The sequence below is a fragment of the Pseudoduganella guangdongensis genome, from assembly GCF_009857475.1.
Taxonomy (GTDB): Bacteria; Pseudomonadota; Gammaproteobacteria; order Burkholderiales; family Burkholderiaceae_D; genus Rugamonas; species Rugamonas guangdongensis.
The window spans coordinates 161,355-174,594 of sequence record NZ_WWCJ01000006.1 but is presented as its reverse complement, the minus strand read 5'-3'; the positions used below and the strand labels follow the sequence as shown (position 1 = coordinate 174,594).

Sequence of the window (13,240 nt, the reverse complement as noted above, 5' to 3'; positions counted from 1 at the left end):
ATGGCGGCAAAGTTCATCGACATCAGCCGGGTGGACATGCGCTTCGGCCAGTTCCACGCACTGCGCGACATCAACCTGACGGTGGAGCAGGGCGAATTCATCACGCTGATCGGCCACTCCGGCTGCGGCAAGTCCACCTTGCTCAACCTGGTGGCCGGCCTGACCCGGCCCAGCAGCGGCGTGTTGCTGTGCAACGGGCGCGAGATCACCGGCCCGGCACCGGAGCGCGCGGTGGTGTTCCAGAACCACTCGCTGCTGCCTTGGCTCAGCTGCTTCGAGAACGTCTACCTGGCGGTGGAGCGCGTCTTCGGCGGCCAGGAACGGCGCGGCCAGCTGGAAGAACGCACCTGGCAGGCGCTGGAACTGGTGGGCCTGGCCGCTGCCGGCGGCAAGCGCCCCAGCGAGATTTCGGGCGGCATGAAGCAGCGCGTCGGCATCGCCCGCGCCCTGTCGATGGAACCCAAGGTGCTGCTGATGGACGAACCCTTCGGCGCGCTCGATGCGCTGACGCGCGCCCACCTGCAGGATGAATTGATGCGCATCGTCGCCCTAACCGGCGCCACCGTGGTCATGGTCACGCACGACGTGGACGAAGCCGTGTTGCTGTCCGACCGCATCGTGATGATGAGCAACGGCCCGGCCGCCACCATCGGCGACATCGTCCATGTGCGCCTGCAGCGCCCGCGCGACCGGCTGGCGCTGGTGCAAGATCCGCTGTACCTGGAATACCGCACCGACGTGCTGGAGTTCCTATACCAGCGGCAAGGCCGCCCGGCACAACACGTTGCTGCATAGCAACGTACAAAAGTGTGGCAGTTGAGCGGCTCAACTGCTACATTGTGGTCTATACAAATGGAGACATTCGATGAACACCGAAGTACAGCAGCACCAAGTTAGCAAAGAAGCAAAGCACGAAACCCGCAAGAGCCGTCATGAACTGGCACGCCAGCAAATCGGCCTGCACGGCGCGGGCATGCGCACCGGTATCGCCGCCGGCCTGCTGGCCCTGGTCGGCCTGAGCGCCTGGCTGCTCGCTTAATTCCTGGCTAACGCTTAAATCACCCGCAGTTCGTCCAGCGGCCAACGCGGACGAACGTTGAAACCGTACTCCCGCTGCGCCGCCTGGGGATTGATCTTCAGGCGCATGGCGCCGGCGAAGGCGATCATCGCCCCGTTATCGGTGCAGAACTCCAGTTCCGGGTAAAACACTTTAAAGTGCTTCTTTTTCGCCGCCGCGTTAAGCGAGGCGCGCAGCTGCGCGTTCGCGCCGACGCCGCCGGCGATCACCAGCCGTTTCAGGCCGGTTTGCTTGAGCGCGGACAGGCATTTGGCCGTCAGCACATCCACGATCGAATCGACGAAACCGCGCGCGATATTGGCCTTGTCCTGTTCGCAGACATTGGCTGCGCCGCCGTTATTGTTCACCACCGTCAGCACTGCCGTCTTCAGGCCGGAGAAGGAGAACATCAAATCCTTCGAATGCAGCATGGGGCGCGGCAGCTTGTACGCTGCCGGATCGCCGAATTCGGCCAGGCGCGAGATGGCCGGGCCGCCGGGGTAGCCCAGGCCGAGCAGCTTGGCCGACTTGTCGAAGGCCTCGCCGGCCGCATCGTCCAGGGTTTCGCCCAGCATCTCGTACTGGCCCACGCCGTCCACCCGCATCAGCTGCGTGTGGCCACCGGACACCAGCAGCGCCACGAAAGGGAACTCCGGCGGATCGCTGGCCAAGAGCGGCGACAGCAAGTGGCCTTCCAGGTGGTGCACGCCCAGCACCGGCTTATCCAGTGCCATGCCCAGGCTGCAGGCGATGGCGCTGCCGACCAGCAGGGCGCCGGCCAGGCCCGGGCCTTGGGTGTAGGCGATGGCGTCGATCTCCTGCGCCGCCATGCCGGCCTTGGACAGGGTTTGCTCCAGCAATGGAATGGCGCGGCGGATATGGTCGCGCGAGGCCAGTTCCGGCACCACGCCGCCGTATTCCTCATGCATCGCCACCTGGGAATGGAGGGCGTGCGACAGCAGGCCGCGCTCCGTGTCATACAGGGCCAGGCCGGTTTCGTCACAGGAGGATTCAACGCCGAGAACGATCATCGTTGGGAGCAAAGTAAAAAGGGGAATCCGCCATTGTAATGGAAAGCCTGCTTGCAGCGCTTGGTATACGTGTATACAATTTATCGCATGAAGACGCCCCCACCACGCGCCCAAGGCGGCCCCGCCATCCTGGCCGCCCTGCGCGAAGCCATCAGCCGGGGCCAGCTGGCGCCCGGCACCGTGCTGCGCCAGGCGGAACTGGCCGAGCAGTTTGGCACCAGCCGCATTCCCGTGCGCGAAGCATTGAACGCCCTGCAGGCGGAAGGCCTGGTGCAGATTGAACCGAATCGCGGCGCGTTTGTGACCACGCTGACGGCGGACGAACTGCACGAGCTATTCGACTTGCGCGTGCTGCTGGAAACCGAGGTGCTGCGGCGCGCCGTGCCGCAGCATACGGAGCGCAGCCTGCGGCGGCTGGAATCCATCCAGCACGAATTGGATGGCGAAACCGAGCCTGCGGAATGGCTGCGCCTTGACCGCAGTTTCCATGCCGAGCTGTATGCGCCCAGCGGCCGTCAGCGCAGCCTGCAAATGATTGCCAGCCTGCGCGCGTCAGCCGAGCGCTTCTACCTGTCCCACCTGGGGCCGGAGGCGCGCCGCCCGGGCTGGAACGATGAACACCAGCAGTTGATTGCGCTGCTGCGCGCGGGCGATGCGGAACGTGCCAGCGCCATGCTGGAACAGCACCTGCGGCAGACGGAAAAGCTTGCCGTATCAACCCTTTGATGGAGCCGCGCCATGAGCCGCCACACCGCCGAAATTGCATGGCATCGCCACGATGCCGCGTTCACCGACAAGCGCTATAGCCGCGCGCATAAATGGAGCTTTGATGGCGGCGCGGTGGTGCCGGGATCGTCTTCGCCGCACGTGGTGCGGGTGCCCTGGTCCGACCCGAGCGCGGTCGACCCGGAGGAGGCTTTTGTTGCCTCCCTGTCAAGCTGTCATATGCTGTGGTTCCTCAGCCTGGCCGCGCGCGATGGGTATGTGGTCGACAGCTATGTCGATCATGCGGAAGGCGAGATGAAGGATGGCTGGATCGCCGTGGTGACGCTGAAACCGGTGGTCGCCTTCTCGGGTGAGAAGGTGCCCACCGATGCGGAGCTGGAGCGCCTGCACCACGAAGCACATGGCGAGTGCTTCCTGGCGCGCTCGGTCAAGTCCGAGATAAGGGTTGAGGGCAGCTGGCGCTATTAAGGGCGCGCCAGCAGTTCGCGATGCGCCTCGCGCAGCACATGCGCCGTGGTATCCCAATCGATGCAAGCATCGGTCACCGAGCAGCCATATTTGAGTTCCGACAAATCAGCCGGGATCTTCTGATTCCCCGCCACGATATTCGACTCGATCATCACACCCACGATGGACTGGTTGCCATGCACGATCTGGTTCACCACATCGGTCATCACCAGCGGCTGCAGCTCCGGCTTCTTGTACGAGTTCGCATGCGAGCAATCGATCACGATATTGGCCGGCAGCTTCGCCTTCTGCAGCGACTGTTCCGCAATCGCCACCGACACCGAATCGTAATTCGGGCGCCCATCGCCGCCGCGCAGCACCACATGCCCGTGCGGATTGCCGCGCGTACGCACCACCGACACCGAACCCTGGCTGTTAATGCCCAGGAAAGCATGCGGATTCGCCGCCGACAGGATAGCGTTGATGGCGATGCTGATATCGCCGTCGGTGCCGTTCTTGAAGCCCACCGGGGTCGACAGGCCGGACGACATTTCGCGGTGCGTTTGCGACTCCGTGGTACGGGCGCCGATGGCGGTCCAGGCGATCAAATCCCCCAGGTACTGCGGCGAAATCGGGTCCAGCGCCTCGGTCGCCGTCGGCAGGCCCAGTTCACAGACATCGAGCAGGAACTGGCGCGCCTTCAGCATGCCCTCGTCCACGCGGAACGAGTCGTCCATATAAGGATCATTGATATACCCCTTCCACCCCGTAGTGGTGCGCGGCTTCTCGAAATACACGCGCATCACCAGCAACATCGACTCCTTGACCTCTTCCTGCAGCGCCTTCAGTCGGCGCGCGTAATCCAGGCCCGCCACCGGATCGTGGATGGAGCAAGGACCCACCACCACGAACAGGCGCTTGTCCTTGCGGTCCAGGATAGCGCGCAGGTCGGCGCGGCCCTTGGTCACGGTGTCGGACGCCTTTTCGGTCAGCGGCAGTTGCGCATGCAGCTCCTCAGGGGTTGGCATGGATGCGAAGGATGTAACGTTAATGTTTTCGAGGTTTTGGGCAATCATGATCAGTCTGCTTTTCACTGTGTTTTTACTACGGGGGTCTAACAGTGTAGCCGAAATGCCGTAAACTGGCTGAATGACGACTAAACAAGCTTTCCACGCCGCTCCCTTCATCAAAGAGATCGGCCGCGGCGTCAAGGGCGCCCGCAGCATGAACCGCGACGACGCGCGCGCCCTGTGGGGCGCCATCCTCGACGGCCGCGTATCCGACCTGGAGCTGGGCGGCATCCTATTGGCGATGCGGATCAAGGGCGAATCGGTGGACGAGCTGGAGGGCTTCCTGGAAGCCGCCGAAGCCTCCTTCCAGAAGCTGCGCGCCCCGGCCGGCCAGTACGTGCCGGTGGTGATCCCCAGCTACAACGGCGCCCGCAAGATGGCCAATCTGACCCCGCTGCTGGCCATGCTGCTGGCGCGCGAAGGCGTGCCGGTGCTGGTGCACGGCGTGGCGCACGACGTCGGCCGCGTCGCCACGGCGGAAGTGTTTGAAGCCTTGGGCGTACACGCCGCCAGCACCCACGCCGAAGCCGAAGCCGCGCTGGCCGCCGGTCAACCCGCCTTCATCACCATCGACACGCTGGCCCCGCGCCTGGCGTGGATGCTGTCGCTGCGGCGCGTGCTGGGGGTACGCAACTCCACCCACACCCTGGTCAAGATCATGCAGCCGATGGAAGGGCCGGCGCTGCGCCTGGTGTCCTACACCCACCCCGAATACCTGGAGTCGTTAGGCGCCTTTTTCACGCTGAACAAAGGCCACGCCTTCCTCATGCGCGGCACCGAAGGCGAGACCGTTGCCAACGCCACCAAGGCGCAGAAGATCGACTGGTTCCACGACGGCGAGCGCACCGTGCTGGTCGAACGCCAGATGGAAGCCGAAGTGATCCCCCAGCTGCCCGAAGACAAAAGCGCCGAAGCCACCGCCGCCTGGATCCAGGCCGTGTTACGCGGCGAGCTCCCGATCCCGGATCCCATCGCCCAGCAAGCGGCCCATTGCAAAGAAGTTGCGCGGCGGATGGGCGCAGGCGCGCCCCTCCTGTAAAATGGTCGGTTTGGTTTCGAGGCAGGGCGGTTGGCAATGGCAACTCAGTACGATGTGGCGGTAATCGGCGCGGGCGCGGCGGGCATGATGTGTGCGGCAACGGCGGGCAAGCGCGGCAAGCGCGTGGTGCTGCTTGACCATGCGGGAAAGCTGGCCGAGAAAATCCGCATCTCGGGTGGCGGGCGTTGCAACTTCACCAATATTAACGCCGGTCCGGCCAATTTCCTGTCCGAGAACCCGCACTTCGCCAAGAGCGCGCTGTCGCGCTTCACGCCACAAGATTTCCTGGCGATGGTGAAGAAGCACCGCATCGGCTTCCATGAAAAGCACAAGGGCCAGCTGTTCTGCGACGACTCCGCCGAACAGATTATCGATATGCTCAAGGATGAGTGCGCCGACGGCGGCGTGCACTGGCGCATGCCGGCCAAGGTGCAGGAGCTGCAGCAGAACGGCGCCGGCTATGTCCTGCAGACGGATGAGGGCGAAGAAATCCACGCCGCCGCAATTGTGATCGCCACCGGCGGCCTGTCCATCCCCAAAATCGGCGCCACCGACTTTGGCTACCGCATCGCCAAGCAGTTCGGCTTGCAACTGGTCGAGCCCCGGCCGGCCCTGGTGCCGCTGACCTTCGACGCCGACGAGTGGGCGCCCTTCGTGCCGCTGGCCGGCGTGTCGCTGGAGGTGGATGTGGAAACCGGCTCGCTCAAGGGCCGCAACCCGACCGGCGCGCGCTTCCGCGAAGACCTGCTGTTCACCCACCGCGGCCTGAGCGGCCCGGCCATCCTGCAGATCTCCTCGTTCTGGCAGCCCGGCACGCCGATCACCATCAACCTGCTGCCGGAGATGGACCTGGCGCAAACCCTGATCGAAGGCAAGGGCACCCTGAAAAAGCAGCTCGGCAACCTGCTCGCGCAATGGCTGCCGTCCCGCCTGGCCGAAGGCCTGCTGCAAGCGCACGGTTTCGACCCGGAGGCGCGCATCGCCGACATGAAGGACGACGCGCTGCGCAAGCTGGGCCGCGCCGTCAACCAGTGGACCATCACCCCCAACGGCTCGGAAGGCTACCGCAAGGCCGAAGTCACGCGCGGCGGGGTCGATACGCGCGAACTGTCGCAGCAATCGATGGAGTGCAAGAACGTGCCGGGCCTGTATTTCATCGGCGAAACGGTGGACGTGACCGGATGGTTGGGTGGCTACAACTTCCAATGGGCCTGGGCCTCCGGAGTGGCCGCCGGGCTCGCAATCTGATATAGTTCGACTCCCGGCAAAGCTTTTTCCGCCGGATTCATGATGTTAGCTGGGCTGAAAGATTGCCCGCGAAAGACGCCGATTTCCCTTGGAAACCGCCTGAATGGCCGGTTTTGGCGTCTGTTTGCCTCTTCCATTTTTGAGCAAAAGCTGCTAATATCGCTGTCTTTCCTGAACCCTAACGGTTTGAATTTTTACATGACTACTATCCGCCTTAAAGAAAACGAGCCGTTCGAAGTCGCAATGCGTCGCTTCAAGCGCACCATCGAAAAGACCGGTCTGCTGACCGAACTGCGCGCACGCGAGTTCTACGAAAAGCCAACCGCAGAGCGCAAGCGCAAGCTGGCAGCTGCCGTGAAGCGTCACTACAAGCGCATCCGCAGCCAGCAACTGCCTAAGAAGCTGTACTAATTTGACTCTTCGTTGGTCATCCTCGCAGGCGCATTGATCGCCACGGATGCCCACGCCAGAGTTTCAACCCGCTCCGGTCGCTACCGCAGCGGGTTTTCCTTTTTTCACGCACACTTTTGAGGTAGCTATGAGCCTGAAAGCCAAGATCACTGATGACATGAAAGCCGCCATGCGCGCCAAGGAAGCCGGCAAGCTGGCCACCATCCGCCTGCTGCTGGCCGAGATCAAGCGCAAGGAAGTGGACGAGCAGATCGAAGTCAACGACGCCCAGACCGTGGCCATCGTTGAAAAGATGATCAAGCAGCGCAAGGACTCCATCACCCAGTTCGAAGCGGGTGGCCGTCCCGACCTGGCCGACATTGAGAAAGCCGAACTGGCCTTCCTGGTCGACTACATGCCGGCCGGCCTGAGCGACGAAGAAATCGCCGCCGAAGTGAAAGCCGCCGTGGCCGAATCCGGCGCCGCCGGCCCGCAAGACATGGGCAAGGTGATGGCCATCGTCAAGCCCAAGCTCGCCGGCCGCGCCGACATGACCGTCGTCTCCGCCCTGGTCAAAAAAGCCCTGACCCCCGCATAAATGTCCACTTCGGGGTCAGGAAGAAAAGTGGACATTCCTTCCAGGAATGTCCACTTTTCTTCCTGACCCCAAGGCGGACATTTCGCCGAAGCCATGCCGTGGGCCGTGCGTGTTGAGGTGGATCAAACACTTCGCGCGCGCGGCGGTATAGTCTGATTTATAACAAATACCGTTCAGCCTCGTGATTCCACAGTCTTTCATTGCCGATCTGCTGAACCGCGTCGATATCGTCGATGTGGTGGGGCGCTACGTCCAGCTCAAAAAGGGCGGCGCCAATTTCCAGGGCCTGTGCCCTTTCCATAACGAAAAATCCCCCAGCTTTACGGTCAGCCCGACCAAGCAGTTCTACCATTGCTTCGGCTGCGGCGCCCACGGCACGGCGATCGGCTTCCTGATCGAGTATTCGGGCATGGGCTTCGTCGATGCGGTGAAGGACCTGGCCCAGAACGTGGGCATGGTGGTGCCGGAGCAGGACGACAAGATCCCGCCCGCCCAGCGCGCGGCCATGCAGCAGCAATCGATGGCCCTGTCGGAAGCCATGAGCAAGGCTGCGGAATTCTATAAAGCCCAGCTGCGCCACGCGCCGCAAGCCATCAGCTACCTGAAAGGCCGCGGCCTGACCGGCGAAATCGCGGCCCGCTTCGCCCTCGGCTATTCGCCCAGCGGCTGGGATGCCCTGAAAGCCGTGTTCCCGGACTATGACAGCCCGGTGCTGGTGGAGGCCGGCCTGATCATCCAGAACGTGGAAGAGGACGGCCGCCGCACCAAGCGCTATGACCGCTTCCGCGAGCGCGTGATGTTTCCGATCCGCAATACCAAAGGCCAGGTGATCGCCTTCGGCGGCCGCATCATGGACCAAGGCGAACCCAAGTACTTGAATTCCCCGGAAACGCCTTTATTTTCAAAGGGCTCGGAACTGTATGGCTTGTTCGAGGCGCGCCAGGCCATCCGCGACGCCGGCTATGTGCTGGTGACGGAAGGTTATATGGACGTGGTGGCCCTGGCCCAGATGGGCTTCCCGCAGGCGGTGGCCACGCTGGGAACGGCATGCACCACCACCCACGTCCAGAAATTGTTGCGCCAAACCGACACGGTCATCTTCAGCTTCGACGGCGACAAGGCCGGCCGCCGCGCCGCCCGCCGCGCGCTGGAAGCCTGCCTGCCGCATGTGTCGGACGACAAGACCATCAAGTTCCTGTTCCTGCCCGCCGAACACGACCCGGACAGCTATATCCGCGAATATGGCGCCGCGGCCTTCGAGCAGCAGGTGCACGAAGCCATGCCGCTGTCGCAGTTCCTGCTGCGCGAAGCGGCGGGCGAGCATGATTTGACCTCGCCGGAAGGCCGCGCCCGCGTCCAGTTCGACGCCAAACCGCTGCTGCAGGCGATGACGCCGACCGCGCTGCGCCTGCAAATCGTGCGCGGCCTGGCGACGATGACGCAGAGCACGCCGGGAGAGGTGGAGCAGTTGTTCGAGCTGGCCAAACCGGTGGCCGCCAACAAGATCGCGCCGCCGAAAAGCCGGCGCGAGCAGCCGGTGGGGCTGGAGTTGAAGCTGATCCGCGTGATGATCGCCCACCCCACGCTGTCGCTCAACCTGGACGACGAGGCCCTGCTGGCCTTCGCCCACTTCGGCCAGGAAGCGGCCGAGCGGCTGATCTGGCTGGTGGTGCAAGCCCAGTCGCTGGGCGAGCAGGGCAGTTTCGCCGCCCTGTGCCAATTGTTAAAAGAGACCGGCAGCGAGTACGATGCACTCATCAGTGAAATCGGCGCCGCGCCGGAGCCGGATATCGACGCCGAGCGCCTGTGGTTGATGGCAACCGTGCGCCACTTGAAAATGGATGCGTTAAAACAGGAGCTGGACCAGCTGTTCGCCGCGGGTTTGTCTTCTGAGGAAATTGGTGTACGCTACCGCGAAATTACTGCCAAGCAAGATCAGCTGCGGAAGGAGGCAGAGGCGGGGTAAATTCGGTGCCAGGTCTGTCAATCGGACATTGGTCTAGACCAATGTCCGATTGACAGACCTGGCACCGAATTGCCGCGGCGCACGCAACCCTTCCCGTCTGGTAATTGTAAAGTGGCGTGCTATAATAAAATGCTAAATATTGCAATATTTAGCGGGGCAGTATTTTCGTTTGTTTTCAGTAAGTTAGAGCAGTAGTTGTTGCAGTTTGTAGTGGACTTAACTATTCCCGAAAGCGCCTGTGCCAGCAAAGAAACCTGAAACCAAAGCGGCTGAAAAGCCTCGCAAAGTGACCGCCAAGCCTGCGACGAAGTCGGCTGATAAACCGGCTACTCGCGTCTCAAAGGCACCGCCGGTGGTTAGTCAGACTACGGATGCAGCCGCCCTGGCTGCCATCGACACTTCCGGATACGTGCTGCCGACCGTCAAGGTGCCGGGCCGCCGTGGCCGCAAGCCGAAGGAATTCCAGCCTGAAAATGACGAGGTGGCAGCACTGAACGCCGTCGAGCGCGCCGAAATGAAGGCGGCGGACAAGGCCAAGGCCAAGGACCGCAAAGCCAAGGAAAAGGCACTGCTGAAAGACGCGTTCTCGTCCGACACCGAAGCGACGGAAGAAGAGCTGGAGCGCCGCCGCCAAAAACTGAAAACGCTGATCAAGTTCGGTAAGGAACGCGGCTTCCTCACCTACGCCGAGATCAACGACCACCTGCCCGAAAATATCGTCGATCCGGAAGCGATCGAGGGCATTATCGGCACCTTCAACGACATGGGCATCGCCGTGTATGAACACGCGCCCGATGCCGAAACCCTGCTGCTGTCGGACAACGTGGCCACGGTCACCAGCGACGACGAGGCCGAAGCCGCCGCCGAAGCCGCCCTGTCCACCGTTGATTCCGACTTCGGCCGCACCACCGACCCGGTCCGCATGTATATGCGCGAAATGGGTTCGGTCGAGCTGCTGACGCGCGAGGGCGAAATTGAAATCGCCAAGCGGATCGAAGACGGCCTGCGCGACATGATCCAGGCGATTTCCGCCTGCCCGGTCACCATCGCCGAGATCCTGGCGACGTCCGAACGCATCCGCATCGACGAAATCAAGATTGATGAGATCGTCGACGGCCTGGTCGATGAGGAAGGCGAAGCCGCCGCCGCGCCAGCCGCTTCCGACGAAGAGGAAGAAGACGAGGACGAGGCGGAAGAGGGCGAAGAGGAAGAGGAAGAAGCGCCGAGCGCCAGCGCCGCCGCCGGCTACACCGCCGAGCAGCTGGAAGCGATGAAGCAGGCCGCCCTCGAAAAATTCGACAACATCGCCAACCAGTTCGAGCGCATGCGCAAGGCCTTCGAGAAGGATGGCTACAACTCGAAAGCCTACCTGAAGGCGCAGGAATCGATTTCCGCCGAGCTGCTGGGCATCCGCTTCACCGCCAAAGTGGTGGAGAAGCTGTGCGACACCCTGCGCGGCCAGGTCGATGAAGTGCGCCATATCGAGAAGCAGATCCTCGACGTGGCCGTGAACAAGTGCGGCATGCCGCGCGCCCACTTCATCAAGGTCTTCCCGGGTAACGAAACCAATCTGGAATGGGTGGATGGCGAAGTCGCCGCCGGTCACGCGTACAGCGCGATCCTGGGCCGCAACATCCCGACCATCAAGGAACTGCAGCAGCGCCTGATCGACCTGCAAGCGCGCGTCGTGCTGCCGCTGCCGGATCTGCGCAACATCAACCGCCAGATGGCGGCTGGTGAAATGAAAGCGCGCAAGGCCAAGCGTGAAATGACCGAGGCCAACCTGCGCCTGGTGATCTCGATTGCGAAGAAGTACACCAACCGCGGCCTGCAATTCCTCGACCTGATCCAGGAAGGCAATATCGGCCTGATGAAAGCGGTGGACAAGTTCGAATACCGTCGCGGCTACAAGTTCTCCACCTACGCCACGTGGTGGATCCGCCAGGCGATCACCCGTTCCATCGCCGACCAGGCGCGCACCATCCGTATTCCGGTGCACATGATCGAAACGATCAACAAGATGAACCGGATCTCGCGCCAGATCCTGCAGGAAACCGGCGCCGAGCCGGATCCGGCCACCCTGGCGATCAAGATGGAAATGCCAGAGGATAAGATCCGCAAGATCATGAAGATCGCGAAAGAGCCGATCTCGATGGAAACGCCGATCGGTGACGACGACGATTCCCATCTGGGCGACTTCATCGAGGACAACAACACGCTGGCGCCTTCGGACGCGGCGCTGCATGCTTCGATGCGCGGTGTGGTGAAGGATGTGCTGGATTCGCTGACCCCGCGCGAGGCGAAAGTGCTGCGTATGCGTTTCGGTATCGAAATGTCGACCGACCACACGCTGGAAGAGGTCGGCAAGCAGTTCGACGTGACCCGCGAGCGTATCCGCCAGATCGAAGCCAAGGCACTGCGCAAGCTGCGCCACCCTTCGCGCTCCGATAAACTGAAGAGTTTCCTGGAAGGTAACTAAACTTGACGGATGGGGCCAGTGGCCCTATCCTGCCGGGTTCTCAGGGCCCTTAGCTCATGCTTGGTTAGAGCAGAGGACTCATAATCCTTTGGTGCGCGGTTCGACTCCGCGAGGGCCTACCAAGATTCCAGCCTGCTGACAGTGATGTCAGTAAGGCTCAGACTTTTACCTCTCATCACTAGAGTTGACACACAGTCGGCTCCACATGAGAACGAAAAGCCGCTCATTGGGCGGCTTTTTTGCATTTGAACAAGCCTCCATGTGATCCTTGCACCGGCGATTTGCGTTCGCACAAGCTGCCTGATCAACTTTAGCCCCAGTATTTCAGCTTCAACAGCAAGGCGCTTATACCGGTGCTCTGCGTCGAATCTCAATCTGAGATATTATTTCGCTAGGATCATCATGCGTGTGATTTCGAATAAGGCTTTGCTGGAGTTTGCGCTGACTCACATCGAAGCCGGTAAGACTTTGCAAACGTGGCGGCGATCGATCGAGTTGCGAGATTTCGCCAACTTTGCCGAACTAAAGGCAACATTCAATTCGGTTGATCGAGTAGGTCGCTATCTTGTGTTTAACGTAGGTGGAAACAAATATCGAATTGTTGCGGCGGTACACTTCGACCGGCGGACGCTTTTTGTCCGGCATGTGTTCACCCATCGGGAGTATGACTCATGGAATGCATAGATGAGAGCAGTGAAATCGTTGAAATAGCGCGCAATTTTCGGGTGCTTTCGGCACGCGTTCCGCTGCACGCCATTGAGGACGAGGCCACCTACACGCACGCTGTCAGTGTAATGAACTCATTACTCGACGCTGGAGGCGCTAATGAGAAGCACGAACTGGCTGGCCTTGTACATGTCCTGGGCTTGCTCATTGCGGAATATGAAGGTGCGCATCATCCACTTGCGCAAGCGACGCCAGTCGATATGTTGCGTTTCATGATGGAGCAGCACGAGCTTCGGCAATCGGATCTTACCGAGATAGGCTCGCAGGGCGTTGTATCTGAAGTGCTGAGCGGAAAACGCGATCTTAACTTGCGGCAGGCGCGCGCACTTGCCAAGCGCTTCCATCTCCCGGTTTCAGCATTTCTGAAACCGGCATAAAGCTACTTTACATCTTACTTGCGGATGGGGCGCGTAGTAGGGGCTGTGAGTCCCGCTTTAGGTGCGGTAGCTTAACTTGTTGTTAT

14 protein-coding genes and 1 tRNA gene are annotated in these 13,240 nt (G+C 61.6%); 13 read left to right on the top strand and 2 right to left on the bottom strand.

Features of this window, described 5'->3' with window-relative positions:
- Nucleotides 1-795 carry an ABC transporter ATP-binding protein gene (locus GTP41_RS10125; protein WP_161025461.1) on the top strand — a complete coding sequence of 265 codons (795 nt, stop codon included), beginning with the start codon at nt 1-3 and terminating at the stop codon, nt 793-795.
- Nucleotides 796-865: 70 nt separating this feature from the next.
- Complete coding sequence (locus GTP41_RS10120) at nt 866-1,039, top strand: hypothetical protein (RefSeq protein WP_161025460.1); 174 nt, start codon at nt 866-868, stop codon at nt 1,037-1,039.
- Between the two features lie 14 nt (nt 1,040-1,053).
- Here the strand turns inward: GTP41_RS10120 and tsaD are convergent, their stop codons facing one another.
- Nucleotides 1,054-2,088, bottom strand: a complete 1,035-nt coding sequence (gene tsaD, locus GTP41_RS10115) for a tRNA (adenosine(37)-N6)-threonylcarbamoyltransferase complex transferase subunit TsaD (RefSeq protein WP_161025459.1) — start codon at nt 2,086-2,088, stop codon at nt 1,054-1,056.
- Between the two features lie 87 nt (nt 2,089-2,175).
- On the opposite strand from tsaD, the gene GTP41_RS10110 reads away from it, so the two are divergent.
- Nucleotides 2,176-2,814: a GntR family transcriptional regulator gene (locus tag GTP41_RS10110; protein ID WP_161025458.1), complete on the top strand. Its 639-nt coding sequence runs from the start codon at nt 2,176-2,178 to the stop codon at nt 2,812-2,814.
- 12 nt (nt 2,815-2,826) lie between these two features.
- The gene (locus GTP41_RS10105; protein ID WP_161025457.1) at nt 2,827-3,282 is read left to right on the top strand and encodes an OsmC family protein; all 456 of its coding nucleotides are present in this window, start codon (nt 2,827-2,829) and stop codon (nt 3,280-3,282) included.
- Here the strand turns inward: GTP41_RS10105 and GTP41_RS10100 are convergent.
- Nucleotides 3,279-4,337, bottom strand: coding sequence for a 3-deoxy-7-phosphoheptulonate synthase (locus tag GTP41_RS10100; RefSeq protein WP_161025456.1), 1,059 nt, complete (start codon nt 4,335-4,337; stop codon nt 3,279-3,281). The genes GTP41_RS10105 and GTP41_RS10100 overlap by 4 nt on opposite strands.
- A gap of 73 nt (nt 4,338-4,410) precedes the next feature.
- Here GTP41_RS10100 and ybiB point away from each other — a divergent pair, with 73 nt between their 5' ends.
- The 9 genes from ybiB to GTP41_RS10055 all read left to right on the top strand — a co-directional run bounded on the left by ybiB (nt 4,411) and on the right by GTP41_RS10055 (nt 13,154).
- Entirely contained in the window at nt 4,411-5,370 is a 960-nt protein-coding gene (gene ybiB / locus GTP41_RS10095) for a DNA-binding protein YbiB (RefSeq protein ID WP_161025455.1), read from the top strand.
- A 36-nt stretch (nt 5,371-5,406) separates the two neighbouring features.
- Nucleotides 5,407-6,618: a BaiN/RdsA family NAD(P)/FAD-dependent oxidoreductase gene (locus tag GTP41_RS10090; protein WP_161025454.1), complete on the top strand. Its 1,212-nt coding sequence runs from the start codon at nt 5,407-5,409 to the stop codon at nt 6,616-6,618.
- Between the two features lie 198 nt (nt 6,619-6,816).
- Nucleotides 6,817-7,029 carry a 30S ribosomal protein S21 gene (rpsU, locus tag GTP41_RS10085; protein WP_005665410.1) on the top strand — a complete coding sequence of 71 codons (213 nt, stop codon included), beginning with the start codon at nt 6,817-6,819 and terminating at the stop codon, nt 7,027-7,029.
- 127 nt (nt 7,030-7,156) lie between these two features.
- Entirely contained in the window at nt 7,157-7,606 is a 450-nt protein-coding gene (locus GTP41_RS10080) for a GatB/YqeY domain-containing protein (RefSeq protein ID WP_161025453.1), read from the top strand.
- Nucleotides 7,607-7,787: 181 nt separating this feature from the next.
- Nucleotides 7,788-9,572, top strand: coding sequence for a DNA primase (dnaG, locus tag GTP41_RS10075; protein ID WP_161025452.1), 1,785 nt, complete (start codon nt 7,788-7,790; stop codon nt 9,570-9,572).
- Between the two features lie 238 nt (nt 9,573-9,810).
- Nucleotides 9,811-12,051: an RNA polymerase sigma factor RpoD gene (gene rpoD, locus GTP41_RS10070; protein WP_161025451.1), complete on the top strand. Its 2,241-nt coding sequence runs from the start codon at nt 9,811-9,813 to the stop codon at nt 12,049-12,051.
- A 43-nt stretch (nt 12,052-12,094) separates the two neighbouring features.
- Nucleotides 12,095-12,173 (top strand) — tRNA-Ile (locus GTP41_RS10065).
- A 280-nt stretch (nt 12,174-12,453) separates the two neighbouring features.
- A complete protein-coding gene (locus GTP41_RS10060; protein WP_161025450.1) occupies nt 12,454-12,735 on the top strand; it encodes a type II toxin-antitoxin system HigB family toxin in 282 nt (93 codons plus the stop codon).
- A complete protein-coding gene (locus tag GTP41_RS10055; RefSeq protein ID WP_161025449.1) occupies nt 12,723-13,154 on the top strand; it encodes a helix-turn-helix domain-containing protein in 432 nt (143 codons plus the stop codon). Before GTP41_RS10060 ends, GTP41_RS10055 begins: the two co-directional genes overlap by 13 nt.
- Nucleotides 13,155-13,240: the final 86 nt, after the last annotated feature.